This window comes from Caballeronia sp. EK, assembly GCF_014384845.1.
Classification (GTDB): domain Bacteria; phylum Pseudomonadota; class Gammaproteobacteria; order Burkholderiales; family Burkholderiaceae; genus Caballeronia; species Caballeronia jiangsuensis.
Genome location: NZ_JACSUE010000004.1, coordinates 108,688 through 134,670 on the forward strand (window position 1 = coordinate 108,688; position 25,983 = coordinate 134,670).

Sequence of the window (25,983 nt, forward strand, 5' to 3'; positions counted from 1 at the left end):
ACTTAAGGGCCAAATCTTACTATAGTCGTCTTTGAATTCAGTCGGCCGATGCGGCCACCACGACATGCGCCCTCGCGCGAAGGAGATTTCCCTGTGAGCACCAACCTCAAGAACGCCGACCTGCACGCCCGCAAGAATGCCGCGACCCCGCGCGGCGTGGGCGTGATGTGCGATTTCTACGCGGCGCGCGCCGAGAATGCGGAACTGTGGGATGTCGAGGGCCGTCGTTTCATCGATTTCGCGGCGGGCATCGCGGTGTGCAACACGGGGCATCGTCATCCGAAGATCGTCGAGGCGATCCGCGCGCAGCTCGACTGCTTCACGCACACCGCGTATCAGATCGTGCCGTACGAGTCGTATGTGTCGCTCGCAGAGAAGATCAGCGCCCGCGCGCCGGGCTCGCACGCGAAGAAGACGGCGTTTTTCACGACCGGCGCGGAAGCCGTCGAGAACGCGGTGAAGATCGCGCGCGCGGCGACGGGCCGTCCTGGCGTGATCGCCTTCACGGGCGGCTTCCACGGCCGCACGCTAATGGGCATGGCGCTCACCGGCAAGGTCGCGCCGTACAAGATCGGCTTCGGGCCGTTCCCGTCGGACGTCTATCACGCGCCGTTCCCGAATGCGCTGCACGGCGTGTCGGTCGCGGATTCGCTGCGCGCGATCGAGCATCTGTTCAAGGCGGATATCGAAGCGACGCGCGTCGCCGCGATCATCTTCGAGCCGGTGCAGGGCGAAGGCGGTTTCAATGCGGCGCCGGCGGATTTCGTGCGCGGCCTGCGCAAGATTTGCGACGAGCACGGCATTCTGCTCATCGCCGATGAAGTGCAGACCGGCTTTGCGCGCACCGGCAAGCTCTTCGCGATGGAGCATCATGGCGTCGTGCCGGATCTGATGACGATCGCGAAGTCGCTCGCGGGCGGCATGCCGCTGTCGGGCGTCGTCGGACGCGCGGAGATCATGGATGCGGCGGCGCCCGGCGGGCTGGGCGGCACGTATGCGGGCAATCCGCTCGCGGTGGCGGCGGCGCACGCGGTGCTCGATATCATCGACGATGAAAAGCTCTGCGAGCGCGCGACCGTGCTCGGCGACAAGCTCAAAGCGAAGCTCGAAGCGCTCAAGGCCGATGTGCCGCAAATCGCCGATGTGCGAGGGCCCGGCGCGATGATCGCCGTCGAGTTCTGCAAGCCCGGTTCGCATGATGCGGACGCGGCTTTCGCCAAGCTCGTGCAGACGCGCGCGCTGGAGCGCGGGTTGTTGCTGCTTGTTTGCGGGGTTTATTCGAACGTTGTTCGGTTCCTGTTTCCGCTCACCATTCAGGAAGAGGTTTTCGATGAGGCTATCGGGATTCTTGAAGAGGTGCTGACGGAGACTGTCGGCGCTGCGGTCTAACGTTTGGTTTTTTATGCGCGAGGCGCGGGTTCTTCCGGTGCCTCGCGGTGTATATTTTTTCGTTTGTTTGTTGCTTCGGATTTTGTGGAATCCTGATTTCGCGGTGGTCTATTGGCACTGCCCCTCCCCGGGGCGGGGGTCACTTTCTTTGCTGCTGCAAAGAAAGTAACCAAAGAAAGCAGCTTCTCACCGCCCGCAGTCACACGCAGTTTGGTCACGCTTGCCAGCCGCCCGTGGCACTCGCCTAAGTGTCGCCCTCAAAGGCCCTATCCGGCTTGGATCGCGCACGGTCTGACGAGCCAGTAGTTCGAGCGCGCTGGTTCAGCACGAAATAGCTTCGGCACAGCGCTACGCGCTGCCGTTGGGTATGCAAGGGACACCAGCGAAGAAGCGTGCGCAAACCCGATTGACCGGTCGGCCGCGAAGCAGGCCGGAGCTATTTGGTGCTGAACCAGTCAGTGAAGCAGTGCGATGTGTCAGACCGTGCGCGAGCCAAGCCCGATTGGGCCTTCGAGGGCGACACTTAGGCGAGGGCCATTGACGGCTGGCAAGCATGGCCAAACTGCGTGTGACCGCGGGCCTCAACGAGCTGCTTTCTTTGGTTACTTTCTTTGCAGCAGCAAAGAAAGTGACTGCCGCCCCGCACAGGGGCAGTGCTAATAGACCGACGCGAATACGGGATCCAGCGACAATAGAGAAGCCCCAAAAAGGAACAGCAAAGACATGAGCTTGAAAGACCAACTGAAAGACCCGACGCTGCTGCGTCACACCGCCTACATCGACGGTGAATGGCAGCAATCGGACAACGGCGAAACCTTCGAAGTCACGAACCCCGCCAACGGCGAATCCCTCGGCGCAGTACCAAAGATGGGCGCGAACGAAACGCGCCGCGCCATCGATGCAGCCAACGCCGCGTGGCCGGCATGGCGCAAGAAGACCGCAAAAGAACGCGCCGTCATCCTGCGCCGCTGGTTCGACCTGATGATGGCGAACGCCGACGATCTCGCGCTCATCCTCACGACCGAGCAAGGCAAGCCGCTCGCCGAGGCAAAAGGCGAAATCACGTATGCTGCCTCGTTCATCGAATGGTTCGCGGAGGAAGGCAAGCGCGTGGCCGGCGATACGCTCGCGACGCCCGCCGCCGACAAGCGCATCGTCGTGACGAAGGAACCGATCGGCGTTTGCGCCGCCATCACGCCGTGGAACTTCCCGGCCGCGATGATCACGCGCAAGGTCGGCCCGGCGCTCGCGGCTGGCTGCCCGATCGTCGTGAAGCCCGCCGAAGCAACGCCCTTCTCCGCGTTCGCGATGGCCGTGCTCGCCGAGCGCGCAGGCCTGCCGAAGGGCGTGCTCAACATCCTCACCGGCGATCCGAAGGCGATCGGCGGCGAAATGACGAGCAACCCGATCGTGCGCAAGCTCTCGTTCACCGGCTCGACCGGCGTGGGCCGCTTGCTGATGGCGCAAAGCGCGCCGACGGTCAAGAAAGTGACGCTGGAACTCGGTGGCAACGCACCGTTCATCGTGTTCGACGACGCCGATCTCGACGCCGCCGTGGAAGGCGCGATTGCATCGAAATATCGCAACAGCGGGCAGACCTGCGTGTGTACGAATCGCTTCTACGTGCACGAGCGCGTCTACGATGCGTTCGCGCAAAAGCTGGCGGCAGCGGTCGGCGGCCTCAAGGTCGGGCTCGGCACCGAGAGCGGCGTGGCGCTCGGTCCGCTCATCAACGAAGCGGCCGTGCAGAAAGTGGAGTCGCATATCGACGACGCGCTCGCGAAAGGCGCCGCGCTCGCCACGGGCGGCAAGCGTCACGCGCTCGGTCACGGTTTCTTCGAGCCGACCGTGCTGACCGGCGTCACGACCGACATGAAAGTCGCGAAAGAGGAAACCTTCGGCCCACTCGCGCCGATCTTCAAATTCTCGTCCGACGATGAAGTCGTGCGCCTCGCCAACGACACCGAGTTCGGTCTCGCGGCGTACTTCTACAGCCGCGATATCGGCCGCATCTGGCGCGTGGCCGAAGCGCTCGAATACGGCATGGTGGGCATCAACACCGGCCTGATCTCGAACGAAGTGGCGCCGTTCGGCGGCGTCAAGCAGTCGGGACTCGGGCGCGAAGGCTCGCACTACGGTATCGACGATTACGTCGTCATCAAGTACCTCTGCATGGCGGTTTGATCGCGCGTCGCGCCTGTGAAATCCGAAAAGCCTCGGCACTCGTGTGCCGGGGCTTTTTTGTTTCCGGTTCGCCGAAAGACCGAATCGTCAAAGGCATGCGCGGCGTCGAACCGTTAGAATCGGCTCCATATCCCGCACGGGCGTGCAGCGCCCGTCTTCCCGCCGCTTCTTCGATCCCTCCAGGAGCGCTATGCGACGCTCGGCATTCTTTCTCCGCTTCATCGGCATCGGCGTTCTGTTTCATATCTATGTCGGCGTGCGGCTCATCCCGGACGCGCCCGTCGGTCTGCCGCTCAAGGTGCTGGCGGCGATTCTGCTCGCGGTTTCGGTCATCGTCATTCCGCTCGGCATGGCGGCACGGCAGATCGAACCGCAGTCGCTCGCGGATCGCCTCGCATGGCTCGGGTTGACCGCGCTGGGCCTCTTCTCGTCGCTGCTTTTATTGACATTCGCTCGCGACGTGATTCTGTTCTTCGTGCATCTCGTCGACTGGTTGCGCGGCGTGCCCGTCGGATCGCCGGTGTTCGTGGCCTATAGCGCGCTCGTCGTGCCGCTCCTGGCCGTGCTCTTCTCGGCGATCGGCTTTTACAATGCGCGGCGGCGCGCGCCGGTCGTGAGCGTGGATGTGCCCATCGATAATCTGCCGGCCGCGCTCGACGGTTTCACGATCGCGCAGATCAGCGACATCCACGTCGGACCGACGATCAAGCGTCACTATGTGGAACGCATCGTCGCGGCTGTGAACGGACTCGAACCGGATCTGATCGCCGTGACGGGCGATGTCGTCGACGGCACGGTGCCGAATCTCGCCGATCACACACGCCCGCTCGCGGGCCTGAGCGCGCGGCACGGGACGTTTCTCGTGACCGGGAATCACGAGTACTACTCGGGCGCGGACAAGTGGATTGCGGAATTCCGGCGCCTGGGTCTGACGGTGCTGCTCAATCAGCATGTCGTACTGAATCACGACGGCGCGCAGGCCGTGGTCGCGGGCGTCACGGATTACGGCGCGGGCAGTTTCGATCCCGCGCATCGCAGCGATCCCGCAAAGGCGATCAGCGGCGCACCCGACGATGCCACCGTGCGCGTGCTGCTCGCACACCAGCCGCGCAGTGCCACGGCGGCGGCCGAAGCGGGTTTTACGCTACAGCTTTCGGGACACACGCATGGCGGGCAGTTCCTGCCGTGGAATTTCTTTGTGCGATTGCAGCAGCCGTTTGTTTCCGGACTTGTGAAGTTCAACGGGCTGTGGGTTTATACGAGCCGGGGTACGGGGTATTGGGGGCCGCCGAAGAGGCTGGGGGCGCCGTCGGAGATTACGCTGGTGCGGCTGGTGGCGTCGACGACTGCATGACATCGGCGGGATAAAAAAGCTTCTTCACGGATTCTTGAGGAATGGCGCTTGTTGACCGTTCGATCAGCTCTTCGGGAATCGTCGGCAGATCCCTCAACTCAGCCACTGCTTTCGGTTTGCGTGGCATACATGCTCCTTTCCGTGCATGTTATGCCTTGAACACAGAATCTATGACAGGCTCCAGAGGCGTCTTGCGATCGTAGAGCTTCGCGAATGCCACCTTCGAGTAGGTGTCAACAAAGGTCTGCTGATAGATGCGGTCCCCCTTGAGCGATTCAACGTAGAATTCCCTGCATTCCTCAGTAGCCTGGACATTCGGACTAACCTTGCCACGGATGACCTTTTGTTCCTGAGTCGTGGCAGCCTCCTTGCTGTTCGCGGCTCGCATTGCCGCTATGAGCTACGCCCTCCGCGGCACTGCGCGCCAGCATGAGAAACCAACCACTGTCAGATTTAGTCGAGTCCACTGCAATTGCATCGATCGGTTGAATCCGCCGCCGATGTGCGGCTTCGACCTCTTCACTGGACGAATGCAGCATCCCGAACCACACCATCGTTGTCATACATCAATGCTAGGCTCACTTCACCGTCGCCGTGCGTGAGCTGCCGTGTGCTTTGATCCAGTTCCTGCATGAGCCCGACAAAGTTCGATGTCTGAAGTTTTGCCTCCACCACCCATTCATTTACGAGACGATGAATTTCCGTCCTGCGATAGTCCAGTAGCTCGTCGCTCGTAAAGCGAGACTTCCGAAGTAGCGCATCGGCCTTCTCAACGGCTTCGCTGCGAAATATATCGACCAGTTTGATCCACTCCTCGACTTGAGGGCGCATACGCGTATATTTGCGTCCTGCAGGATCAAGGTAAGTAACAATCATGTTCGTCACTGCGACCAGTTGCAATAGAAGGCCATAACGCACAAGCAGCGGCTGAATTTTCTGCACCAGATCCAGAAGTTCCTTGTGCGTGTTCCCTGTGCCGAACGTATCCTTGTCCGTAAGCCCTCTGATCCGCCGCGTCAAATCAGCGAGGTCGCCCTGAACTTTGTCTCGCCACTCAAAGCCCATGTGATTGATGCTTTCAATCTGATGAGACTTTTCGCTCGATATTTCGATGGGTCGCCGCAGACCCTTCATGTGTTGTGCGATTTCGCTTAAATAGGCAATGGTGCCAGAAATGCTGGTTCGATCCGTGGTTTCAAGCCTGTCGATAAGCTCCGATATGCCGCTCTTGATTTTTCCAAGGCTGCGCTCGATATCCGCAAGATGGGCCTGGGCTACCGCGATACTGACGAGCTGGAATGCCCCTACGGCCAGTTGACGGGCCGAGCCCGCCTGCACAACCCGTCCTTTCCCCGCCACCTGCCCGGTCTTATTGACGGCGTCAGCTAGAACCTCTCCGGACGTTGTCCGCATGAGCGTATAGGTTCCGTCTTTCAGGCCTTGCGCAATTTCAGGCTTGAAGACCAGTCGTATGGTCTTGCCTGGGATGCTGACTCCCGCTTCCAGAAAATCGGACGCAAGCTGGCCCAGTCTGTTGACTTCGTCGCTCGACGAATCGAGACGTCGTGCGGTAAATGGTATGCCCGGCATTTGCTCGACGTCCATCACGACGGCGCCCTCTGAATCAACGAGTTCGACGTTGTGAAAAACCTCGTGCATCGGCTGTACAGAGATCGGATCAGCGTCAACTGGCGCAAGCTTGACAGGAGCAGCGGCAATGGTGGAAGACTCACTACGTTGAGTACCTCGCGTCTGTCCAGCCTTGTAAGCAAGAAAGACAGCGGCGAGGGCGATCAGCACGATCGCGACGATTAAAGTTGTCACAGCGACATCCCCGAAGACTTAATGTGTATCCGTTCTTTTATGATCGTTCCGGATCACGCGATACCCACGTTTTGATTAAATTCAAAGTTTGCCAGAAGATTCTATTCGTCCGCCAGGGGATCTTTGTCACCTTCACTGCACGGAGACCCTTCCACAAGGTTCAGGCGGTATGGGCGACAAGCCGGGAATCGCGTCGCCGCAAATGACCATACAAGTCCTTGAAGCTGCTGTGGCGTCGTCACGTGAATGATTATTCTGGCTAAGCCCCAAAAAAGCGGTCACTCGCGAATACCCGTCGGAGTGGCCGCAACGGGACGCAAGTGTAGTTCGTCGATGCAAGTCGCGCCTCTCATCCCTCGGCCCCGCCAACGTCCGCAACCCCGCGACGCTACTGACCTTAAAGTGAATCTCGGCGAACGTCCGCTAAGACCGAAAAGCTATCATCTTTCCTCGCGTCTTTAGTATCCCGTTCTGACTATTCCGACCCGCGAACATCCAACACTGCTTAGCGGCAACGATCTCCCGTCGGCCAACTGAAACCTATCCACAATCGCTCCCCTCGAGCATCTGCGAAACATCCAAAAAAAGACGCGCGGCACAATCGCACCGCGCGTCCACCGCTCAGGGAAGAGCGTCGCGCCCGAACACGGGGATGACCGGACGCTCTCGAACCGGCAGGCGGGCCCCGCCAGCGAGTGTCTACAAAATAAGAGAACACCGACGCAATAACCACAAGACTTCTCTTAATCACCGCAATATCACGGACTGCGAACGTTCAGCTCGCCTTCGCCGACATCGCCGCTGGCGTCGTCGCATAGACGCTCTTGTGCGGGGCCGTGCCTTCCCTCGGCCAGTCGGAGCGTTCATCGAAAAACCATTCCGCGCGCTCGCGTCCCTTGCGGATCAGCGCATGAATCAGCGCCGGATTGCGATCGAGCTTCGATGCATAGTCGAGCGGCCCCGGATAATCCCTGGCGTCGAGATGCATCTGCACGACGCGAACCGTGATCGGCTTATAGCGCTTCTCCAGCGATTTGTCGGCTTTCAGCAGTTCGTTCACGCGCGTCGTGAAGTAAAGCTCCTGCCCCAGCGCGAGATTGCCGGACAGCTCGTTGCGTCGGTCGATGATCTCGTTAGTCGATTCAGGCAACTCGCGACGATATTGCGGGTTGATCTGCACGACCCAGATCTCGTCGGGGCGCATGTCGAGCGCGAAATCGGTGAACTCGCGCACCGGCGGATTGCTGCTGAAAAGGCCGTCCCAGCACATGCGTCCGTCGGCCTCGACCGCGCGATACAACGGCGGCACCGCGGCGGATGCAACGAGTTGATCCTGATCGAGCTTGTCGCCGGGAAAGATCACGCGATCGCCCGTGCGCACGTCGGTCGCGCCGACGAGAAGCGTGGGCTGCGCGCGTCGCTTCGGGTCCGCCGGCAGCGAAGCGAACGGCAGATGCTTGTCGAGCAGTTCGCGCAGGCGCTCTTCCGCAACCGGCGGATAGAGATACGGGCTGATTTCCGCGTTGACGGGCAGCCGCGCGTACCAGGTCCCGACCGCATTCGCGACGATATCCGGCCCCTCGCGCGCCTCCAGATCCTTCCAGAAACCGGCGAGGCGCCGCCTCGCGTCGGGAGGTCCGCCGAGCAAGAGGCCTGCCCACACGAGCGCGCTGCACATCGCGCCGCCCGACGTGCCGGACAGCGCGACGAGCTCGAACCTGTTGAGAAACTCGCCGCTCAGCAACCGGTCGAGCACACCCGCGGCGAACGCCGCATGGCTGCCGCCGCCCTGACACGCGATCGCTACTTTCGGAATGGCCGCCATCACCGCACCTCGCTCGCGTCCGTCGACATCGGACGTACGCTACAGGATAGGCGACGCGCGCCGCTATGCCAGCGCCGCCAGCACCTGCTGCGTCGAACGAATGCGGCCGATGCGCGGAAAGATATAGCGGCAGGTCGATTCGTGCGTGTCGGCGTGCAAATCGCTCATCGCGTCCTCGACGAATATCTGCTGATAACCCCGCTCGTGCGCGCCGCGCGCGGTCGAATCCACGCCGATGGCCGTCGCGATGCCGCCCAGCACGATCGTATCGATGCCGCGCCGGCGCAGATGCGAGTCGAGATCGGTGTTGTAGAACGCGCCCCACTGCCGCTTGGTGACGACGATATCGGACGGCTGCACGTCCAGTTCCGCGCTGAGCTCGCTCCAGCCCGCCGGCTCCGGCGCTTCCTGCGCCTGTCCCGCGTCGGTGAGTGGACGCAGACCGCCCGGCCCGTTCGGAAACGCCACCTTGACCAGCACGACCGGCGCGCCGAGCACGCGAAAGCGATCGGCGAGCGCACGCGCGTTGGCGAGCACGCTCGCGGCGTCGTGAGGTTGCACGGGCAAGGCGGCGATGCCCGCCTGCAGATCGATCAGCACGAGCGCGGTTGTCGCGGGATCGAGCTTGAGTTCGGAAGCGTTCATTTGGAAAGTCGCGAGTAAGGTGGATGAGTGCGCGATCTCAGGCTTCTTGTTGCCGGAATTCGAGCGCCGCGCCGTTCATGCAGTAGCGCAGGCCCGTGGGCTTCGGTCCGTCGTCGAAGACGTGGCCGAGATGTCCGCCGCAACGCCGGCAATGCACCTCGTTGCGCATGTGTCCCGTCGCATCCGCGTGCGTCGCGACGGCGCCATCGACGGGCTTCCAGAAACTCGGCCAGCCGGTGCCGCTGTCGAACTTCGTCGCCGACGAGAACAGTGCGAGCCCGCATCCCGCGCACGCATACGTGCCCTCGCGACGCTCCTTGAGCAGCGGGCTCGCGAACGGCGGCTCGGTGCCGCCGCGCCTCAGCACTCGGAATTGCTCGGACGAGAGACGGCGGCGCCAGTCCGCGCTGCTGTGATCGATCTCGTACGACCGGGCGGGCGCCGAAGAGCCCGCGCCGCCAGCGAAGGCGGCGGCCATCACACCGAGAAAATTGCGCTTCGTGCGTCTCATGATTTTCATCCGATGACCGCTCTCATGCTTTCATCCGCCCAGCCGGCGTCGCGCTACGATTTGAGCCGGTATCCCGTCCTGAAGATCCACGCGACGATCGCGATGAATACCGCAAGGAACACCAGCGTCATGCCGAAGCTCACGCCGACTTGGACATCGGCGAGACCGTAAAAGCTCCAGCGAAAACCGCTGATCAGATAGACGACCGGATTGAAGAGCGCAACGGCCTTCCAGAACGGCGGCAGGATATTGATCGAATAAAAGCTGCCGCCGAGAAACGTGAGCGGCGTCACGATCAGCAGCGGAATGATCTGCAACTTCTCGAAGCCGTCCGCCCAGATGCCGATGATGAACCCGAGCAGGCTGAACGTCACGGACGTGAGCAGCAAAAATACGATCATCCAGACAGGATGATCGATTCTGAGCGGCACGAATAATCGTGCGGTAAGAAGAATGATCAGTCCGAGGATGACGGATTTGGTCGCGGCCGCGCCCACGTAGCTCAGGACGAGCTCGAAGTGCGACACCGGCGCGGACAGCAGTTCGTAGATCGTGCCCGTGAACTTCGGAAAATAGATGCCGAAGGACGCGTTGGCGATGCTTTGCGTAAGCAGCGACAGCATCACGAGCCCCGGCACGATGAACGCGCCGTAGCTGATGCCATCGACTTCCGGAATGCGCGAGCCGATGGCCGCCCCGAACACGACGAAATAAAGCGATGTCGAAATCACGGGCGACACGATGCTCTGCATCAGCGTACGCCCGGCGCGCGCCATCTCGAAACGGTAGATCGCGCGAACGGCGTATAGATTCATTTGGTTTCCCTGACGAGACTCACGAAGATGTCTTCGAGCGAGCTTTGCGTCGTTTGCAGATCCTTGAAACGCACGCCGGCTTCGTCGACGTGGCGCAACAGCGCGATGATGCGCCCCGGCTCGTCGTGCGCGTCATACGTGTACGTGAGCTCGCCGCCGTCCGCGGAGCGCGCGAGGCCGTAAGGCTCGAGCGGCGCGGGTATTTGCGCGAGCGGCTGTTCGAGCTGCAGCGTGAGCTTCTTCTGCCCGAGCTTGCGCATGAGCTCGCGCTTCTCCTCGACCAGCACGATCTCGCCGCGATTGATCACGCCGATGCGGTCCGCCATCTCCTCCGCTTCCTCGATGTAATGCGTCGTGAGGATGATGGTCACGCCGTTGTTCTGCAGTCCGCGCACGAGGTCCCACATGTCGCGCCGCAGTTCCACATCGACGCCGGCCGTGGGCTCGTCGAGAAAGAGAATCTCGGGCTCGTGCGCGAGCGCCTTCGCGATCAGCACGCGCCGCTTCATGCCGCCCGAGAGCGTCATGATCTTGTTGTCCTTCTTCGCCCATAGCGAGAGCGATTTCAACACCTTCTCGACATGCGCCGGATTCTTCGGCCGGCCGAAGAGGCCCCGGCTGAACGACACGGTCGCCCAGACGGTCTCGAACGCGTCGGTGGTGAGTTCCTGCGGAACGAGGCCGATCATCGCGCGGGCGGCGCGATAGTCCGTGTCGATATCGTGACCCGCGACGGTGACCTTGCCCTCGCTCGGATTGACGATGCCGCAGATGGTGCTGATGAGCGTCGTCTTGCCCGCCCCGTTCGGGCCGAGCAGCGCAAAAATTTCGCCGCGACGGATCTCCAGATTCACGTCCCGGAGCGCGCGGAAGCCCGACCCGTAGGTCTTGGACAGATTGGAAACGGTGATGATGGTTGGCATGGCGTGGACGATAGCAGATACGGCGCGATCCGGCTTGGACGAAAGGGGTCGTCCGTTCGGCCGATGTTCGCCCGGCCCTGCGCTGCCTACAATGCACTGCTGAGTAACAGGAGCCGACTAACGGGAGCCGACATCATGCTGTTCGAACAGATTCAGACCACATGTCTCAACGACGCGGACCTGCCGTGGGTGCCATTCACGCCGTACAGCGCGCGCGTGCTCATCAAGTATTTCAAGCTGGATCCGATTCGCGGCGAGGTCATCGCGCTCATGAAGGCGCCGGCGAAAGGCCAGATGCCACGGCATCGGCATACGGGAACCGTCATCGTCTATACGGTCGAGGGGCGCTGGAAGTATCGCGAGCACGACTGGATCGCGGGGCCGGGAAGCATCGTGTACGAGACGGCGGGGTCGAGCCACACGCCGGAAGCGCTTGCCGCGGATTCGGGCGGCGCGGACATCGTCACGCTCAACATCATTCAGGGCGAACTGCTCTTCGTGAACGACGACGGACAGGTCCTCGCCGCTGAGAACTGGAAGAGCGGCTGGGACCGTTACGCTGCCTTCTGTCATGCAAACGGCATCGCCCCGAAAGATTTGACGGCTTTCGGGTAACGTCGGGGTCTCCGCCACTGGTTAGAATCGATGTCTGGACGCGCCTCGCGCGCTTTCGACCCTTTCCAGTTTGCCGGCCGCTCTCGGCCGGCGCAGATCGAGGAGAAGCAAAAGCATGAAGATTCAGACCGTCGGCATCGTCGGTGCGGGAACCATGGGCAACGGCATCGCGCAGGTCGCGGCCGTCGCGGGCTTCAAGGTCGTGCTGATCGACGTCACCGACGCGGCACTCGCGAAGGGCGTCGCCGCGCTCACGGGCAGCCTCGAGCGGCTCGTGTCGAAGGACAAGCTGGAAGCCTCCGCGCGCGACGCGGCGTTGCAGCGCATCGAGACCTCCACCGATTACGCGCGCCTCTCCGAAGCCGATATCGTGATCGAAGCAGCAACGGAGAACGTCGAGCTCAAGAACCGCATCCTGAAGCAGATCGAAGGGGCGGCCCGCGCGGATGCGATCATCGCGTCGAACACGTCGTCGATCTCGATCACCTCGCTCGCCGCGACGCTCGCCACGCCCGAGCGCTTCATCGGCATGCACTTCTTCAATCCGGTGCCGCTGCTGCAGCTCGTCGAAGTGATTCGCGGCGTGCAGACGAGCGATGAAACCGCCGCCGCCGTGCGCGAACTCACCGAGAAGCTCGACAAATCGCCGATCGGCGTGCGCAACTCGCCGGGCTTCGTCGTCAACCGCATTCTCGTGCCGATGATCAACGAAGCGTTCTTCGTGCTCTATGAAGGCGTTGCGAGCGCGGAGGAAATCGACGCGGGCATGAAGCTCGGCGCGAATCATCCGATCGGCCCGCTCGCGCTCGCGGACCTGATCGGCCTGGACGTCTGCCTCTCGGTGATGGACGTGTTCCTCAAGGACTTCGGCGATTCGAAATACCGCGCGTGTCCGCTGTTGCGCGAGCTCGTGTCGGCGGGGCGTCTCGGGCGCAAGACGAAGCGCGGCGTCTATCGATACGACTAGGCCGCGTCGAAATCGAGCACCGGTCCGGCGGGCACGATGCCCGTTGGATTGATCGTCCGATGGCTCTCGTAGTAATGCCGCTTGATGTGCTCGAAGTTCACCGTCGCCGCGACGCCCGGCATCCGGTAAATCTCGCGCGCGTACTTCGAGAGATGCGGATAATCCACGATGCGCCGCAGATTGCACTTGAAGTGGCCGACATACACCGCGTCGAAGCGCACGAGCGTCGTGAATAGGCGAATGTCCGCTTCGGTGAAACGCTCGCCCGTCAGATAGCGGCGCGTGCTCAGGCGCTCTTCGAGAAAATCGAGCGTGTCGAAGAGCGGCGTCACCGCTTCCTCGTAGGCGGCTTGCGTCGTCGCGAAGCCCGCCTTGTAGACGCCGTTATTGACCGTGTCGTAGATGCGCGCGTTGAGCGCGTCGATCTCTTCCCGCAGCTCGCGCGGATAGTAATCGCCCGGTTTCGCGCCGATGCCATCGAACGCGGCATTCAGCATCCGGATGATCTCCGACGACTCGTTGTTGACGATCGTCCCGCGCACCTTGTCCCACAGGATCGGCACGGTCACGCGGCCGCTGTAACGCGGATCGGCTGCCGTGTAGACCTGATGCAGATAGCGCGCGCCGTTGATTCTGTCGGGCACGACGCCCGGAGCGTCGTCGAAAGTCCAGCCGTTTTCCAGCATCAGCCAGTTCACGACCGATACGTCGATCATCCCTTCCAGCCCCTTCAGCGCGCGCACGATGAGCGTGCGATGCGCCCACGGGCACGCGAGGCTCACATACAGGTGATAGCGCCCGGCTTCGGCCTTGAAGCCGCCCTCGCCGCTCGGCCCCGGCGCGCCATCGGCCTTCACCCAGTTGCGAAACGCAGCGTCCTTGCGCACGAAGCGCCCGCCCGTGGACGCCGTTTCGTACCATTTGTCCTGCCATTTTCCGTCGACGAGAAGTCCCATTTCCATTCTCCTTGAATGCCGCGGCGCAAGACACGCGCCACGGCCTCGATGCATCTCAGTTGGATGAAGGCGCGTCGATGAAACGCACGAGTTGCGCCATCGTCGCGTCCGGCGCTTCTTCCATCAGCCAGTGGCCCGCGCCCGGCACGACCACGCCCTGCACGTTCGTCGCGACGAGCTTCGCCTGATCGATCAGGAACGTGCCCGACGCGCGTTCGCCGGTGAGCACGAGCATCGGCATCGCGAGCGGCGTCTTGGCGAAGTCGGCGAAATCGTTCGCGTCCTGCGGGAACGCATGGAAATACTCGAAGCCCGCGCGCATGCGGCCGTTGCGCGCGTATTGGGCCGAATAGTAACGGCGATCGGCCTCGCTCACCGAATGCGCGGCATCGGCGGCGAAGTCGTTCCAGAAGTGCTCGAAGAAGACGCGCTCGCGGCCGTGCACGAGTTTCTCCGGCGTGTCGCCGTAGAAATTGAAGTGCCATTTGTCGCGCAGGAGCCAGACTTTCTGCCAGTCGCCGACGCCGGGCAGGAACGCGTCCATCAGCACGATGCTCTCCACTTCGTCGGGATATTGCGCCGCGTACGCATAAGCGACCATCAGGCCGATGTCGTGCCCGACGAGCTTCACCTTGCGATAGCCGAGCTTTTGGACCATCGCGTGGATGTCTTGCGCGAGCGTTTTCTTGTCATAGCCGGACGACGGCATCGCCGAGCCGCCCGCGCCCGGCAGATCGGGCGCGATCACGACGCGCTCGCCCGCGAGACGCGTCATCAGCGGCTGCCACATGCGGCTGGTTTCCGTATAGCCGTGCAGCAGCACGACGGGCGTCGCGTCGCCCTGTCCGGCTTGCAGATAGTGAATGTCGACGCCGTTCGCATCGATCGTGCGGGACTGGATCGCGCTCGCGGCGGCGGCGGGCTGGGGAGCGCGCGGCGTGTTCGCGGCATGCGCGGCCGGTTGCAGGGCGGCGGCGGCCAGAAGCACGCTGGCGGCGCGGCGCATCGTGTGAAGGAAGGCGTTCATCGTTCAGCTCCATCGAAGGTTGGGTTTATCCCGATGACGCTCATGTTGATCCGCCACGCCGCTTTTGCCGTACGATCCGGACGATGAACTCGTTCGATGGAGTCGAACATGTTGTCAGAGGAAGAACTCTCGCTGCTCGATGCGATCCGCGAAACCGGCAGCCTCTCGCGCGCGGCGGCGCGCCTCGGCAAGGCGCCGTCGACGGTATCGCATGCCGCGCGCCAACTGGAAACGCGCTTCGACGCGCTGCTCTTCGACCGGCGCCGCTATCGCCTGCAACTGACGCCCGCCGGCCATCTTCTCGCCGATGAGGCATCGCGCCTGATGCTCGACGTGTCGCGTCTCGCGCAACGCGTGAAGCAGATCGCGAGCGGCTGGGAAGACCGGCTGTGGATCGTCTGCGACGAGATCCTCGAATTCGAGACGCTCCTGCCGGTCGTGCAGGCGTTCGATGCGCTCGATTCCGGCGTCGCGCTGCGCATCACCCACGAAGTGCTGAGCGGCACCTGGGAAGCGTTGCGCGACGGCCGCGCGGATCTGATCGTCGGCGCGACCAACGAGCCGCCGGCGATTCCCGGCCTGCGCTGGTTCGAGCTCGGCGTGATGCAGTGGGTGTTCGCGGTGTCGCCGCGTCATCCGCTCGCGACGATCAACGGTGCGCTCAAGCGCGATCAGATCGCGGCGCATCGGGCGGTCGTCGTCGCGGATTCGTCGCGCTCGGCGGGACGCGCGTACGGCGTGCTAGGCGGACAGGCCGCGTTCGCCGTGCCGACGATGCGCGCGAAAATCCTCGCGCAGCGTCAAGGGCTCGGCACGGGCTGGGTGCCGCGGCATCGCGTGCAATCGCTGCTTGCGCGCGGCGAACTCGTCGAGAAGGAAACGGCCGATCCGCGCGAGCCGAACGTGCTTTACGTCGCGTGGCGCGGCGATCACGAAGGCCGCGCGCTGCAATGGTGGACCGATCAATTACGGCAGCCGCGCCTTGCCGAACGTCTGGTCGCCGGCATCGACGCGTTCGCGTAAGACCCGGTTACAAATTCGCCTTCAAACGCGCGACGGAAATCGCTCCGTCGCGCCGTTCAAGTTCTCGTCGCAACCTGAAACGACGGGACACGTCATGAAAAAAACACCTTCGCCGCTGCGCGCGGCGCTTTCGGCCGCCGTGCTCGCGCCGGTCATCGCGGTTTCGTTTGCAGCCATGCACAGCACGCCTGCCGACGCGCAGGCCATCATCGTCGCGCCCGCCGCGCCGCCCGCGCCGCGCGTCGAACCGCCGCCGCCGCCGCGCGCGGGTTATGCATGGGATCCGGGCCACTGGCGCTGGGCGCATGGCGGCTACGTCTGGGCGCCGGGACATTGGCGGCCGGTGCGCGCGGGTTATCGCTGGATTCCGGGACATTGGGTGCAGCACGGTCCGAACTGGCGCTGGGTCGAAGGGCATTGGGCATGAGCCGCAGCACGTTCGCATCGAGGTAGCCCATCATGATGAAAACATTGATCGCAGCGGGGCTCGTCGCCGTGATGCTCGCCGGATGCGTCGTGTATCCGGCGCACCCTGTCTACTATCGCGGGCCGGTCGTCGTTTACTGAGCATGCGCACCAACGCGATAACCCGCCCAGCGTCCGGGCAATCCGACACCCGACAACACATTGAAAGAAGAAGATCCGGACACCGCGCTCATTGCCCGCGTCGGCAATCGGGAACCGGGAGCCATCCGCGAGATCGTCGCGAGGAAGCTCCCGCGCATCGTCGCGCTCGCGGCCCGCATGCTCGGCGACCGTGACGAGGCCGACGACGTGGCTCAGGAAGCGTTCCTGCGCATCTGGAATATCGCGCCGAAGTGGCGGCGCGGCGAGGCGCGCTTCGATACGTGGCTGCATCGCGTGACGCTCAATCTGTGTTACGACCGCCTGCGCCGTCATCGCGAGACAACCGTATCGGACGATCTGCCCGAACAGGCCGATGTCGCGCCGCTGCCCGACGAGCGGATCGAGGCCGCGCACGCGAACGAGCGCATCGCGGCGGCGCTCGCGAAGCTGCCCGCGCGCCAGCGCGAGGCGCTCGTGCTGCAGTACTACCAGGAATTGCCGAACGCGGACGCGGCGGCGCTGATGGGCGTGAGCGTCCATGCGCTGGAAAGTCTGCTCGCCCGCGCGCGCCGCAATCTCAGGGCCGCGCTCGCGGATCTCGCACAGTCAGGCGGCGACGCCCCGAAGGAACATCGATGACACCCGAACGATTCCGCCACATCACCGAGGCTTACGGCGCGTCGCCGGAACGCTGGCCCGCCGGCGAACGCGACGCGGCGCTCGCGCTCGTGAACGCCGGAGACGCAGAAGCGCTCGCCGCGCTCGCCGAAGCCCGCGCGCTCGACGGCATGCTCGACGCTCACGCCGTCGCGGCGGCCAGTCCGGAGTTCGTGCGGCGCATCGTCGATTCGGCGCCCACGCGACCCGCGCGCGCCTTCTGGCGTCGCCCGCGCATCTGGTTTTCGGGCGTGGGCTTCGTCGGCGCTGGCGCTGCGGGCGTCGTGGCGGGCGCGCTGCTGGTTTCGCTGCTGGCGCCCGCGCCGGGCGAACCCGCGCACGGCGGATGGTTCGAGCAATCCTATTCGGGCACGGCCTTCGGCGGCGCCCCTTCCGACTGGAGCGATCAATGAGCCTGCGCACGCTGAAGACGCTCGCGGCGGTATCGCTCGTGCTGAACGTGTTTCTGCTCGGATCGATCGCGGGCGGCGCTTACTGGCTGTCCGGGCCGCTCGCGCAGAAGCGCACGGAAGCCGCGCAGCAACGCGGCATCCGTTTCGCCGCCGCCGATCTGTCGCCCGAGCGCCAGAAGGAACTGCGCGACGCCCTGCGCAAGACGCGCCGCGAAAGCCTGCCGCTGATTCGCGATGCCCGCGACGGACGCATCGATCTCGCGCATGTCCTCGCGGCGCGCGACTTCGATCGCCATGCGCTCGACGATGCCCTCTCGCGCACGCGCGAAGCCGACGTCGCGTTGCGCGCGCGCATCGAAGGCACGGTCGCGGATTTCGCATCGACACTCACGCCCGACGAGCGGCTGAAGCTCGTCGGCGCGATGGAGCGCTACGGTCCGCTGCGCGCCGTTCCGCCCGACGAGCGTCCGCAGCAATGACGAAAAGCGACGGGTTTTCCGCGCACACACGTTTAACCGGCATCGAGCACTTCGGAGCACGTCATGGCCATCGCGCCGCAACTCTCGCCTGCCGCCATCGCGGTGAATCGCTTCGGGCTCGGCGCGCGTCCGGGCGAGCCGCTGCCCGCCGATCCGCGCGGCTGGCTCATCGAACAGGCCGATCCGCGCGCAAGTGCGTATCAGGCGATGCCGCCCGCGCTGAACGGCGAGCCGTCGAGCGCCGCGCTCGCCGCCCAGTTCGCCGATCGCCAGCGCGCGCTGCGTGATGCGAGCGACGCCGACAAGCCCGCCGTACGCAAGCAATACCGCGAGCAGATCCGCGACATTTACCGCAACGCCGTCGATGCGCGCGTGACGAGCGCGCTCACGACGAACGCGCCGTTCATCGAACGTCTCGTGCACTTCTGGGCGAACCACTTCGCCGTGTCGATCGAAAAGCCGACCGTCGCGATGCTCGCCGGATCGTTCGAGAACGAGGCGATCCGCCCGCACGTGCTCGGGCGCTTCGAGGACATGCTGGTCGCGGCCGAGCGGCATCCGGCGATGCAGATTTTTCTGGATCAGGCGCGCTCGGTCGGCCCCGACAGTCCCGCCGCCGCGCGCGCCGCGATGCGCAATCCCGACAACAAGCGCGGCCTCAACGAAAACTTGGCGCGCGAGATCATGGAGCTTCATACGCTCGGCGTGCGCAGCGGCTACACGCAGGCCGACGTGACCGAGTTCGCGCGCGCGCTGACCGGCTGGAGCCTCGGCGCGATGACGGCGAACGCCGCGAAAAATCCCAACGATCCGACGCCGCCCGGCGCGTTCGTGTTTCGCCCGCGTCTGCACGAGCCGGGCGTGCGCACCGTGATGGGCAAGCAGTACGCGCAGACGGACGAAGCGCAGCCGCTCGCCGTGCTGCACGATCTCGCGAATTCGCCCGCGACCGCGCATCACGTCGCGGAGAAGCTCGCGCGCCACTTCGTCGCGGATACGCCGCCGCCCGCGCTCGTCGACAGGCTCGCGCGCGTCTTCAGCGATACGGGCGGCGATCTGCCGTCGGTGTATCGCGTGCTGGCCGACGCGCCCGAAGCATGGCCAAGTGCGCCCGCCAAGTTCAAGACGCCGTGGGACTGGACGGTGTCGTCGCTGCGCGGGCTCGGCCGTATCGACCTGCAAGGCGTGCGCGCCGCGCCGCTTCTGACGCAGCTCGGCCAGCAGGTCTGGCGTCCCGGCTCGCCCGCCGGTTACGACGATATCGCCGCGAGCTGGGCCGCGCCCGATGCGCTGGTGCGCCGCGTCGAGCTCGCGCAGCGTTTCGCGGCGCGCGCGGGCGACCGGCTCGACGCCCGCACGCTCGGTCCGCAACTGCTTCCCGGTGCGCTGTCCGATGCAACCGCGAGCGCCGTGTCACGCGCCGAAAGCGCGCCGACCGCGCTCGCGCTCCTGCTCGTGTCGCCCGATTTTCTGAGGAGATGAAGCCATGCTGACGCGTCGCCAATTCCTGTGGTGCGCAAGCGCGAGCGCCGGTGCGATGCTCGTCGCGCCGCAACTCGTGTTCGCCTCCGCCGAGACCGACCGGCGCTTCGTCTTCGTGATCCAGCGCGGCGCGGCGGACGGACTGAACATCGTCGTGCCTTATGGCGATCCCGCTTACGCGAAGCTGCGCGGGCCGCTCGCGATCGACGCATCGACCGCGACGAAACTCGACGGCACTTTCGCGCTGCATCCGTCGATGAAGCAGATCGCGCAGATGTATCGCGACAGGCAGGCGCTCTTCGTGCACGCGGTGGCATCGCCGTATCGCGAGCGCTCGCACTTCGACGGCCAGAACGTGCTCGAAACGGGCGGCAACGCGCCTTATCAAATGAAAGACGGCTGGATGAACCGCCTGCTGTCGATGCTGCCCGCGCCGCGCGCCGATGCCGTCGCGTTTGCGCCGACCGTGCCGCTCGCGCTGCGCGGACGCGCCGAGGTGACGTCCTATGCGCCGTCGTCGTTGCCGCAGGCGCCCGATGATCTCCTCACACGCGTCTCGCAACTCTATGCGGGCGATGCGCAGCTTCATCCGCTCTGGGACGCCGCGATGCAGGCGCGCGGCCTCGCCGCCGACGCGGGCGCGCGTCAGGATCCGGCGAGCCTCGGCAAGCTCGCGGCGAGCTTTCTCGGCAAGCCCGACGGCCCGCGCATCGCGATGATCGAGACCGGCGGCTGGGACACGCACAGCGCGCAGAACCCGCGCCTCGCCGCGCAACTGAAAGCGCTCGACACGATGCTCGCCGCCCTGCGCGATGGGCTCGGCGAACACTGGGCGAACACGACGGTGCTCGTCGCGACCGAATTCGGCCGCACGGCGGCGGCGAACGGCACGGGCGGCACGGATCACGGAACGGCGTCGGCGGCGATGATCGTCGGCGGCGCGGTGGCAGGCGGGCGCGTGCTCGCGGACTGGCCGGGGCTCGCGAATGCGTCGCTGTATCAGGCGCGCGACCTGAAGCCGACGGTCGGGCTCGATGCGGTCATCGCGAGCGCGGCGGGGGAGAGTTTCGGCATCGATCCGCAGCGCGTCGGCGCGACGCTGTTTCCGGATTCTGGCGGTCAGGCATTCGGGCGACGGATTTTGATCGGTTGAGGCGGGGGTTTTCGCCGGATCCCGGTTTCGTGTCGGTCTATTAGCACTGCCCCTCCCCGGGGCGGGGGTCACTTTCTTTGCTGCTGCAAAGAAAGTAACCAAAGAAAGCAGCTTCTCATCGCCCGCGGTCACACGCACGTTGGCCATACTTGCCAGCCGCCCGTGGCACTCGCCTAAGTGTGGCTCTCATAGGCCCCAACGGGCTTGGATCGCGCACGGTCTGACGAGCTAGACGTTTTAGCGCGCTGGTTCAGCACGAAATAGCTTCGGCACAGCGCTACGCGCTGCCGTTGGGTATGCAAGGGAAACCATCGAAGAAGCCCGCGCGCACCCGATTGACCCATCGGCCGCGAAGCGGGCCGGAGCTATTTGGTGCTGAACCAGTTTCTTGTGTGGTGCGATGTGTCGGACCGTGCGCGGTCCAAGACCCGCGAGACCTTCGAGGGCACTCGCTACTGCCGGGCCATTAGGCCAATCGCCTGTGCCGCGGCCGGTGTGAAGTGCTTAGGCTGGGGATAGCTGTTTCTTTGGTTACTTTCTTTGCAGCAGTGTATAGACCGGGGACATAGCTGACAGATCCGCGGGGACATGGTTGACACTTTCAGGCATCTCGATGCCTGGACCCGACCATGCCTTGGAACCCGCAGGACACCATGCAACTTCGCCTTGAATTCGTGACCCTGGCCCTGCAACAAAAGATTGCTTTCAGCGAGCTGTGCCAACGCTTTGGCATCAGCCGGCAGACCGGATACAAGTGGGTCAACCGCTATCAGGCCGGGGGCCGCGAGGCGCTGGGCGATCTCTCCCGACGTCCGCACAGCAGCCCGAATCGGACCTGCGACGAACTCGAAGCGCGGGTGCTCGAGGTGCGAAGCCAGCATCCGGCCTGGAGCGCGCACAAGATCAGCCGGCGCCTGAAGGATCAAGGCCTGCAAGGCGTGCCTTCGCACAGCACGGTCAATGTCATTTTGCAGCGCCATGGATGCATCGGCGAGAAGGCGTCGGAGGCGGCCACCGCCTGGACCCGTTTCGAGCGCGCCGAGCCGAACGAGCTATGGCAAATCGATTTCAAGGGCCACTTCGGCATGCTCGATCAAAGGCGCTGCCACCCGCTCACCGTGATCGACGATCATTCGCGCTTCAACCTCGTGCTGCAGGCGTGCTGCAGCCAGGACACCGAGACGGTGTACACGCACCTGCGAAACGCTTTCGCCTGTTACGGGCTGCCGCAACAGATCAACGCCGATAACGGCGCGCCGTGGGGCACGCCGAGCAAGCCTGGCGAATTGACCGAGTTGGCCATCCGATGCATTCGGCTGGGTATTCGTATGAGCCATAGCCGTCCCTATCACCCGCAGACCAACGGCAAGGACGAGCGCTTTCATCGCTCGCTCAAGGCCGAGGTGCTGAATCACCGCAGCTTCACCGGGCCCGATCAGGTGCAGGCTGAATTCGACCGCTGGCGGCAAAGCTATAACTTTGAGCGCCCGCATGCGGGCATCGGCATGGCGACGCCGATCTCGCGCTATCGGCCCAGTGCGCGGGCGATGCCCAGCCGCCTGCCACCGCTCGAATACGGACCGGATGATCAGGTCCTGCTGGTGGGCTGGAACGGCAAGGTGACGTTTGGAAAGCACCGCTTGCGCGTATCCAGCGCACTGCACGGACTGCACATCGCGGCGCGACCGAGCAGCACGATTGCCGATGCCTACGACCTCTATTTCGCGCATCACCGACTCATGACGTTTGACCCGAACCAGCCCGATACACGATGATCAAAGTGTCAACTATGTCCCCGACGAAAGTGTCAACCATGTCCCCGGTCTATACACAGCAGCAAAGAAAGTGACTGCCGCCCCGCACAGGGGCAGTGCTAATAAACCAACACGAATACGGGATCCGGCAACAAACCCGAACGCGCCTTCAACCCTTCGACAACAAAGCCGCGACATGCGTCGAATGAGTCTGCTCGGCGATATCCTTCGCGGTCATGCCACGATCGTCCTGCAGATCGCGTTTCGCCCCGCGGGCGAGCAGCATCGACGCCGTCTCTTCCTGATCGTAGCCCGCCGCCCACATCAACGCCGTGAGGTGATTGCGATAAGCCGCGTTCACATCGACGCCCGCATCGAGCAGGCGCTGCACGATAGCGGTGTGCCCGCGCCCAGCCGCATATTCAATCGCGGTCTTGCCGACGCGATCGGTCGCGGCCGCATCCGCATGATGCGCGATAAGCAGCGCGGCGATTTCGTCGTTGCCGTCGAAGGCCGCGGCCATCAACGGCGTGATGCCCTGCACGTCCGCCTGGCTCACGTTCGCGCCTCGCTCGATCAGCATGCGCGCCATCGGCGTCAGGCCTTTCTTGCACGCGCTGATGAGCGGCGTGTCGCCGATGCGGTTGCGTGAATCGATCGCCGCGCCTTCATCGATGAGACGCGCGACTGCCGCCTGATCACCGTCGCGGGTCGCGGAAAGCAGGCGCTCGTTGAGCGTGTAGGCGTCCTGCTGCGCGTAAGCCAACGCGCATGTCATCGACAGAACGAGTGTCAGCAAGCGAAGGGGTTTTGTCATCGTTATAAGGGCCTTCGTAAAGCGTCATTGCAGATTCGCGATGTAGTTCGCCAGGTTCTCGATATCCGCGTCCGTGAGATTCTTCGACACGCTCGTCATGTTGCCCGCGTCGTTGGTGCGCTTCCTGTCGCGGAAGTCCTGCAACTGTTTCACGATATACGGATACTGCTGCCCCGCGACGCGCGGAATTTCGTTTTGCCCCGAAAAGCCGCCGAGGTGACACATCGTGCAGAGAATCTCTTCGGACTTCTTCCTGCCCGCCTCGACCTTCACCGGGTCCGCCTTGAAGTCGGTGGCGATCGGCTTTTGCGCGGCGAAATAGTCGGCGAGATCGTGCATGTCGTCGGTTGTGAGGTTCGCGGCCATCGGCGACATGCGCGGATCGCTGCGGCGGCCCGCCTTGAAGTCGCGCAGTTGCAGATAGAGATAGCGCGATGTCTGCCCCGCGAGCGACGGATAATCGCCCGTCGTCGAGTTGCCGCCGAGCCCGTGACACGAGGTGCAGACGGCAGCCTTGGCGGCCGCCGTCTGCGCATTCGCGCGGGACAGGGAAGGCAGCGACAGCAGCACGCACGCGACGATCCACAGCACGTAGACGAGCCAGACCCGCACACGTTTCGCGCGCGTCATCATCAAGGCAGCGCGAACACGAGCAGACTGTTGCCGCGCTTGAAGTCGAGCTGCGTGTTGCCGCCCGCCGCGACCGCGATGTATTGCTTGCCGTTCACCATATACGACACCGCCGGCGCGTTGACGCCCGCGCCGCACTGGAACTCCCAGAGCTTGCGGCCGTTGGCGGCATCGAAGGCGCGGAAGAGCCCGTTGCCTTCGCCGTTGAACACGAGGCCGCCCGCGGTCGCGAGCACGCCGCCGATCAACGGCTGATCGGTCTTGTAACCCCACGCGATCTTGCCGGTATCGACATTCACCGCGACGAGCCTGCCCCATTGCTGCTCGGACGGAATCGTCTTGAACGCGCCGCCGAGCCACAGTTTGCCGCCGGGATACGCCGCTTCCTCGACCTGATACGTCATCGGCTGATGCAGGTTCGCCGCATAAGCCATGCGCGTCTTCGGGCTGAACGCCATCGGCGACCATTCGACGCCGCCGTTCGCGCCGGGCAGCATGCGCGCGCCGGTCGGTGTCGGCAGGGTCCACACGCCCTCCTGCGGAATCATCGCCTCCGAAATGCGGATGAGCTTGCCGTCGCGGCGATCGTGCACGTAGACGAAGCCGGTCTTGCCGCCGTGGAGTATCCCGGGAACCATCTGTCCGTTCTTGTCCTTCACGTCGACGAGGATCGGCGGGCTCACCGCGTCGAGATCCCACACGTCATGCGCGATGTACTGGAAATGCCACTTGTACTTGCCGGTATCGAGATCGACGGCAACGAGCGAATCCGTATAGAGATTGTCGCCGGGGCGAATCGCGCCATACAGATCCGGCGACGGATTGCCGACCACGAAGTACACCGTGCGCGTCTTGCGATCGATCGCGGGCGCCATCCACACGCCGCCGCCGAGCGTCTTGTTGAAGTCGCCGCCCTTCTCCGCGAGCGTCTTCTTCTCGGCCGCGATATCGCGCTTCATGTTGCGGCCGACCGCGTCGTTCTCCGCCCACACGCCTTCGCTGCCCGTGTCGGGGATCGTGTAGAAGGTCCACAGCAACTGGCCCGAGTTCGCATCGAACGCCTTCACGAAGCCGCGTATGCCGTACTCCCCGCCGTTCGTGCCGATCAGCACCTTGTCGTCGACGACCACCGGCGCCATCGTCTCCGAATAGCCCTCTTCCGGATCGGCGATCTGCGTCGACCACAGCACGTTGCCGGTCTTCGCGTCGAGCGCGACGAGCTTCGCATCGAGCGTGCCCATGAAGAGCCGGTCGCCCGAGATCGCCACGCCCCGATTGTTCGGGCCGCAGCAGAAGGTCGTGACCGGACCCATCTTGTGCTTGTAATGCCAGAACTCCTTGCCTGTCACCGCGTCGATCGCATAGACGTGGTTGTACGACGTGGTGAGGAACATCACGCCGTTCGAAACGATCGGCGCGGTTTCCATCGACTCCATCACCGCCGTCTGGAAGATGAACGCGGGCTTGAGCTTCGCCACATTCGACGTATTGATCTGCGTCGCGGGCGCATAGCGCGTTTCGGCATACGATCCGTTCGAATGCAGCCAGGACGCGCTGTCGCCCGCGGCGCCGTCGAGCTGTTGCTGCGAGATGGGTCGCAGCGAACTCGGAACCGGTGCGGCTTGCGTCGTGTTGGTGTTCTGGATTTCGTCGGCGCCCGAGGCTTCGTGCGATGTCACGATTCCGAAAGCACCGAAGGCAACAATGAGCGGAACGAGCGAGGTACGGGAAAAACCGGCCATGTCAGTCTCCCAAATAGTTTTTGTGTCGTCCTCGTGGTGCGCGGCGGAGCATCACTTGCCCTCTTCTGCGCCCGCAAAAAAGAATAGGCAATTTAAAAAGGCATTTCCAGATTTCGTGCAAAGACTGCGTTCGACGCGTCACGCATCGGACGAAGGGTATTTCAGGGGCAGGCGCGCCGTGATTTTTAGTAGTATGGATTGGCGTGCCGTTGTGTTGCGCCCCTTACGCCG

At 63.9% G+C, this 25,983-nt stretch carries 25 protein-coding genes and 1 pseudogene; 13 read left to right on the forward strand and 13 right to left on the reverse strand.

Annotation, left to right across the window (positions count from 1 at the left end; genetic code table 11):
* Positions 1-48 precede the first annotated feature (48 nt).
* From gabT to IAG25_RS12735, 3 genes are all read left to right on the forward strand, one after another.
* Positions 49-1,389 (forward strand): 4-aminobutyrate--2-oxoglutarate transaminase, encoded by a 1,341-nt coding sequence (gene gabT / locus IAG25_RS12725; RefSeq protein WP_187605172.1) that lies wholly within the window; start codon positions 49-51, stop codon positions 1,387-1,389.
* A gap of 723 nt (positions 1,390-2,112) precedes the next feature.
* On the forward strand, positions 2,113-3,573 hold the full coding sequence (locus IAG25_RS12730; protein ID WP_187605173.1) for an NAD-dependent succinate-semialdehyde dehydrogenase: 1,461 nt from the start codon (positions 2,113-2,115) through the stop codon (positions 3,571-3,573).
* A gap of 190 nt (positions 3,574-3,763) precedes the next feature.
* Positions 3,764-4,927 (forward strand): metallophosphoesterase, encoded by a 1,164-nt coding sequence (locus IAG25_RS12735; RefSeq protein ID WP_187605174.1) that lies wholly within the window; start codon positions 3,764-3,766, stop codon positions 4,925-4,927.
* Here the strand turns inward: IAG25_RS12735 and IAG25_RS12740 are convergent.
* The 8 genes and pseudogenes from IAG25_RS12740 to IAG25_RS12775 form a co-directional block, all read right to left on the reverse strand.
* The gene (locus IAG25_RS12740) at positions 4,890-5,054 is read right to left on the reverse strand and encodes a hypothetical protein (protein ID WP_187605175.1); all 165 of its coding nucleotides are present in this window, start codon (positions 5,052-5,054) and stop codon (positions 4,890-4,892) included. The two genes, IAG25_RS12735 and IAG25_RS12740, sit on opposite strands and share 38 nt — an antisense overlap.
* A gap of 54 nt (positions 5,055-5,108) precedes the next feature.
* Positions 5,109-5,213, reverse strand: a pseudogene (locus IAG25_RS12745) (IS481 family transposase); the annotation flags it as partial.
* A 233-nt stretch (positions 5,214-5,446) separates the two neighbouring features.
* Positions 5,447-6,751 (reverse strand): hypothetical protein, encoded by a 1,305-nt coding sequence (locus tag IAG25_RS12750; RefSeq protein ID WP_187605176.1) that lies wholly within the window; start codon positions 6,749-6,751, stop codon positions 5,447-5,449.
* Positions 6,752-7,526: 775 nt separating this feature from the next.
* Positions 7,527-8,576, reverse strand: a complete 1,050-nt coding sequence (locus tag IAG25_RS12755; protein WP_187605177.1) for a patatin-like phospholipase family protein — start codon at positions 8,574-8,576, stop codon at positions 7,527-7,529.
* Positions 8,577-8,639: 63 nt separating this feature from the next.
* Positions 8,640-9,221 (reverse strand): hydrolase, encoded by a 582-nt coding sequence (locus tag IAG25_RS12760; protein ID WP_187605178.1) that lies wholly within the window; start codon positions 9,219-9,221, stop codon positions 8,640-8,642.
* Between the two features lie 37 nt (positions 9,222-9,258).
* Complete coding sequence (gene msrB / locus IAG25_RS12765) at positions 9,259-9,741, reverse strand: peptide-methionine (R)-S-oxide reductase MsrB (RefSeq protein WP_187605179.1); 483 nt, start codon at positions 9,739-9,741, stop codon at positions 9,259-9,261.
* A 44-nt stretch (positions 9,742-9,785) separates the two neighbouring features.
* The gene (locus IAG25_RS12770) at positions 9,786-10,547 is read right to left on the reverse strand and encodes an ABC transporter permease (RefSeq protein WP_029672399.1); all 762 of its coding nucleotides are present in this window, start codon (positions 10,545-10,547) and stop codon (positions 9,786-9,788) included.
* Positions 10,544-11,470, reverse strand: coding sequence for an ABC transporter ATP-binding protein (locus IAG25_RS12775; protein WP_187605180.1), 927 nt, complete (start codon positions 11,468-11,470; stop codon positions 10,544-10,546). Before IAG25_RS12775 ends, IAG25_RS12770 begins: the two co-directional genes overlap by 4 nt.
* Before the next feature lie 135 nt (positions 11,471-11,605).
* On the opposite strand from IAG25_RS12775, the gene IAG25_RS12780 reads away from it, so the two are divergent.
* Both IAG25_RS12780 and IAG25_RS12785 read left to right on the forward strand, forming a co-directional pair.
* Entirely contained in the window at positions 11,606-12,085 is a 480-nt protein-coding gene (locus IAG25_RS12780; protein ID WP_187605181.1) for a 2,4'-dihydroxyacetophenone dioxygenase family protein, read from the forward strand.
* 115 nt (positions 12,086-12,200) lie between these two features.
* Positions 12,201-13,052 (forward strand): 3-hydroxybutyryl-CoA dehydrogenase, encoded by an 852-nt coding sequence (locus IAG25_RS12785; protein WP_029672402.1) that lies wholly within the window; start codon positions 12,201-12,203, stop codon positions 13,050-13,052.
* On the opposite strand, the gene IAG25_RS12790 is transcribed toward IAG25_RS12785, so the two are convergent.
* Complete coding sequence (locus tag IAG25_RS12790; protein ID WP_187605182.1) at positions 13,049-14,008, reverse strand: glutathione S-transferase family protein; 960 nt, start codon at positions 14,006-14,008, stop codon at positions 13,049-13,051. The two genes, IAG25_RS12785 and IAG25_RS12790, sit on opposite strands and share 4 nt — an antisense overlap.
* A 55-nt stretch (positions 14,009-14,063) precedes the next feature.
* Positions 14,064-15,035: an alpha/beta fold hydrolase gene (locus IAG25_RS12795; RefSeq protein WP_187605183.1), complete on the reverse strand. Its 972-nt coding sequence runs from the start codon at positions 15,033-15,035 to the stop codon at positions 14,064-14,066.
* Positions 15,036-15,143: 108 nt separating this feature from the next.
* Here IAG25_RS12795 and IAG25_RS12800 point away from each other — a divergent pair, with 108 nt between their 5' ends.
* The 8 genes from IAG25_RS12800 to IAG25_RS12835 all read left to right on the forward strand — a co-directional run bounded on the left by IAG25_RS12800 (position 15,144) and on the right by IAG25_RS12835 (position 22,584).
* Positions 15,144-16,058 carry a LysR family transcriptional regulator gene (locus IAG25_RS12800; protein ID WP_187605184.1) on the forward strand — a complete coding sequence of 305 codons (915 nt, stop codon included), beginning with the start codon at positions 15,144-15,146 and terminating at the stop codon, positions 16,056-16,058.
* Positions 16,059-16,233: 175 nt separating this feature from the next.
* Complete coding sequence (locus tag IAG25_RS12805; protein WP_255503723.1) at positions 16,234-16,485, forward strand: hypothetical protein; 252 nt, start codon at positions 16,234-16,236, stop codon at positions 16,483-16,485.
* A gap of 200 nt (positions 16,486-16,685) precedes the next feature.
* Positions 16,686-17,264, forward strand: coding sequence for an RNA polymerase sigma factor (locus tag IAG25_RS12810; protein ID WP_187605186.1), 579 nt, complete (start codon positions 16,686-16,688; stop codon positions 17,262-17,264).
* A complete protein-coding gene (locus IAG25_RS12815; RefSeq protein WP_187605187.1) occupies positions 17,261-17,695 on the forward strand; it encodes a hypothetical protein in 435 nt (144 codons plus the stop codon). Before IAG25_RS12810 ends, IAG25_RS12815 begins: the two co-directional genes overlap by 4 nt.
* Positions 17,692-18,174 (forward strand): periplasmic heavy metal sensor, encoded by a 483-nt coding sequence (locus IAG25_RS12820; protein ID WP_187605188.1) that lies wholly within the window; start codon positions 17,692-17,694, stop codon positions 18,172-18,174. Before IAG25_RS12815 ends, IAG25_RS12820 begins: the two co-directional genes overlap by 4 nt.
* Before the next feature lie 63 nt (positions 18,175-18,237).
* Positions 18,238-19,656 (forward strand): DUF1800 domain-containing protein, encoded by a 1,419-nt coding sequence (locus tag IAG25_RS12825; protein WP_187605189.1) that lies wholly within the window; start codon positions 18,238-18,240, stop codon positions 19,654-19,656.
* Positions 19,657-19,660: 4 nt separating this feature from the next.
* The gene (locus IAG25_RS12830) at positions 19,661-20,809 is read left to right on the forward strand and encodes a DUF1501 domain-containing protein (RefSeq protein ID WP_187605190.1); all 1,149 of its coding nucleotides are present in this window, start codon (positions 19,661-19,663) and stop codon (positions 20,807-20,809) included.
* 629 nt (positions 20,810-21,438) lie between these two features.
* Positions 21,439-22,584: an IS481 family transposase gene (locus IAG25_RS12835; RefSeq protein WP_187605191.1), complete on the forward strand. Its 1,146-nt coding sequence runs from the start codon at positions 21,439-21,441 to the stop codon at positions 22,582-22,584.
* A 148-nt stretch (positions 22,585-22,732) separates the two neighbouring features.
* Here the strand turns inward: IAG25_RS12835 and IAG25_RS12840 are convergent, their stop codons facing one another.
* Genes IAG25_RS12840 through IAG25_RS12850 form a run of 3 tightly spaced genes read right to left on the reverse strand, consistent with a single transcriptional unit; the run spans position 22,733 to position 25,752 of the window.
* Complete coding sequence (locus IAG25_RS12840) at positions 22,733-23,380, reverse strand: ankyrin repeat domain-containing protein (RefSeq protein WP_187605192.1); 648 nt, start codon at positions 23,378-23,380, stop codon at positions 22,733-22,735.
* A 24-nt stretch (positions 23,381-23,404) separates the two neighbouring features.
* Complete coding sequence (locus IAG25_RS12845; protein ID WP_187605193.1) at positions 23,405-24,013, reverse strand: c-type cytochrome; 609 nt, start codon at positions 24,011-24,013, stop codon at positions 23,405-23,407.
* On the reverse strand, positions 24,013-25,752 hold the full coding sequence (locus tag IAG25_RS12850; RefSeq protein WP_035502527.1) for a pyrroloquinoline quinone-dependent dehydrogenase: 1,740 nt from the start codon (positions 25,750-25,752) through the stop codon (positions 24,013-24,015). The genes IAG25_RS12845 and IAG25_RS12850 overlap by 1 nt, the downstream gene beginning before the upstream one ends.
* Positions 25,753-25,983 lie beyond the last annotated feature (231 nt).

What these genes read in the sequence shown, in the direction of transcription:
- IAG25_RS12780 (WP_187605181.1), top strand. Translation starts at nt 11,606, where the DNA reads ATGCTGTTCGAACAGATTCAGACCACATGTCTCAACGACGCGGACCTG.
- IAG25_RS12735 (WP_187605174.1), top strand. Translation starts at nt 3,764, where the DNA reads ATGCGACGCTCGGCATTCTTTCTCCGCTTCATCGGCATCGGCGTTCTG.
- IAG25_RS12730 (WP_187605173.1), top strand. Translation starts at nt 2,113, where the DNA reads ATGAGCTTGAAAGACCAACTGAAAGACCCGACGCTGCTGCGTCACACC.
- IAG25_RS12790 (WP_187605182.1), bottom strand. Translation starts at nt 14,008, where the DNA reads ATGGGACTTCTCGTCGACGGAAAATGGCAGGACAAATGGTACGAAACG.
- IAG25_RS12740 (WP_187605175.1), bottom strand. Translation starts at nt 5,054, where the DNA reads ATGCCACGCAAACCGAAAGCAGTGGCTGAGTTGAGGGATCTGCCGACG.
- IAG25_RS12795 (WP_187605183.1), bottom strand. Translation starts at nt 15,035, where the DNA reads ATGAACGCCTTCCTTCACACGATGCGCCGCGCCGCCAGCGTGCTTCTG.
- IAG25_RS12840 (WP_187605192.1), bottom strand. Translation starts at nt 23,380, where the DNA reads ATGACAAAACCCCTTCGCTTGCTGACACTCGTTCTGTCGATGACATGC.
- msrB (WP_187605179.1), bottom strand. Translation starts at nt 9,741, where the DNA reads ATGAAAATCATGAGACGCACGAAGCGCAATTTTCTCGGTGTGATGGCC.
- IAG25_RS12830 (WP_187605190.1), top strand. Translation starts at nt 19,661, where the DNA reads ATGCTGACGCGTCGCCAATTCCTGTGGTGCGCAAGCGCGAGCGCCGGT.
- IAG25_RS12755 (WP_187605177.1), bottom strand. Translation starts at nt 8,576, where the DNA reads ATGGCGGCCATTCCGAAAGTAGCGATCGCGTGTCAGGGCGGCGGCAGC.
- IAG25_RS12815 (WP_187605187.1), top strand. Translation starts at nt 17,261, where the DNA reads ATGACACCCGAACGATTCCGCCACATCACCGAGGCTTACGGCGCGTCG.
- IAG25_RS12850 (WP_035502527.1), bottom strand. Translation starts at nt 25,752, where the DNA reads ATGGCCGGTTTTTCCCGTACCTCGCTCGTTCCGCTCATTGTTGCCTTC.
- IAG25_RS12775 (WP_187605180.1), bottom strand. Translation starts at nt 11,470, where the DNA reads ATGCCAACCATCATCACCGTTTCCAATCTGTCCAAGACCTACGGGTCG.
- gabT (WP_187605172.1), top strand. Translation starts at nt 49, where the DNA reads ATGCGGCCACCACGACATGCGCCCTCGCGCGAAGGAGATTTCCCTGTG.
- IAG25_RS12835 (WP_187605191.1), top strand. Translation starts at nt 21,439, where the DNA reads ATGCCTTGGAACCCGCAGGACACCATGCAACTTCGCCTTGAATTCGTG.
- IAG25_RS12760 (WP_187605178.1), bottom strand. Translation starts at nt 9,221, where the DNA reads ATGAACGCTTCCGAACTCAAGCTCGATCCCGCGACAACCGCGCTCGTG.
- IAG25_RS12825 (WP_187605189.1), top strand. Translation starts at nt 18,238, where the DNA reads ATGGCCATCGCGCCGCAACTCTCGCCTGCCGCCATCGCGGTGAATCGC.
- IAG25_RS12820 (WP_187605188.1), top strand. Translation starts at nt 17,692, where the DNA reads ATGAGCCTGCGCACGCTGAAGACGCTCGCGGCGGTATCGCTCGTGCTG.
- IAG25_RS12770 (WP_029672399.1), bottom strand. Translation starts at nt 10,547, where the DNA reads ATGAATCTATACGCCGTTCGCGCGATCTACCGTTTCGAGATGGCGCGC.
- IAG25_RS12845 (WP_187605193.1), bottom strand. Translation starts at nt 24,013, where the DNA reads ATGATGACGCGCGCGAAACGTGTGCGGGTCTGGCTCGTCTACGTGCTG.
- IAG25_RS12785 (WP_029672402.1), top strand. Translation starts at nt 12,201, where the DNA reads ATGAAGATTCAGACCGTCGGCATCGTCGGTGCGGGAACCATGGGCAAC.
- IAG25_RS12800 (WP_187605184.1), top strand. Translation starts at nt 15,144, where the DNA reads ATGTTGTCAGAGGAAGAACTCTCGCTGCTCGATGCGATCCGCGAAACC.
- IAG25_RS12805 (WP_255503723.1), top strand. Translation starts at nt 16,234, where the DNA reads ATGCACAGCACGCCTGCCGACGCGCAGGCCATCATCGTCGCGCCCGCC.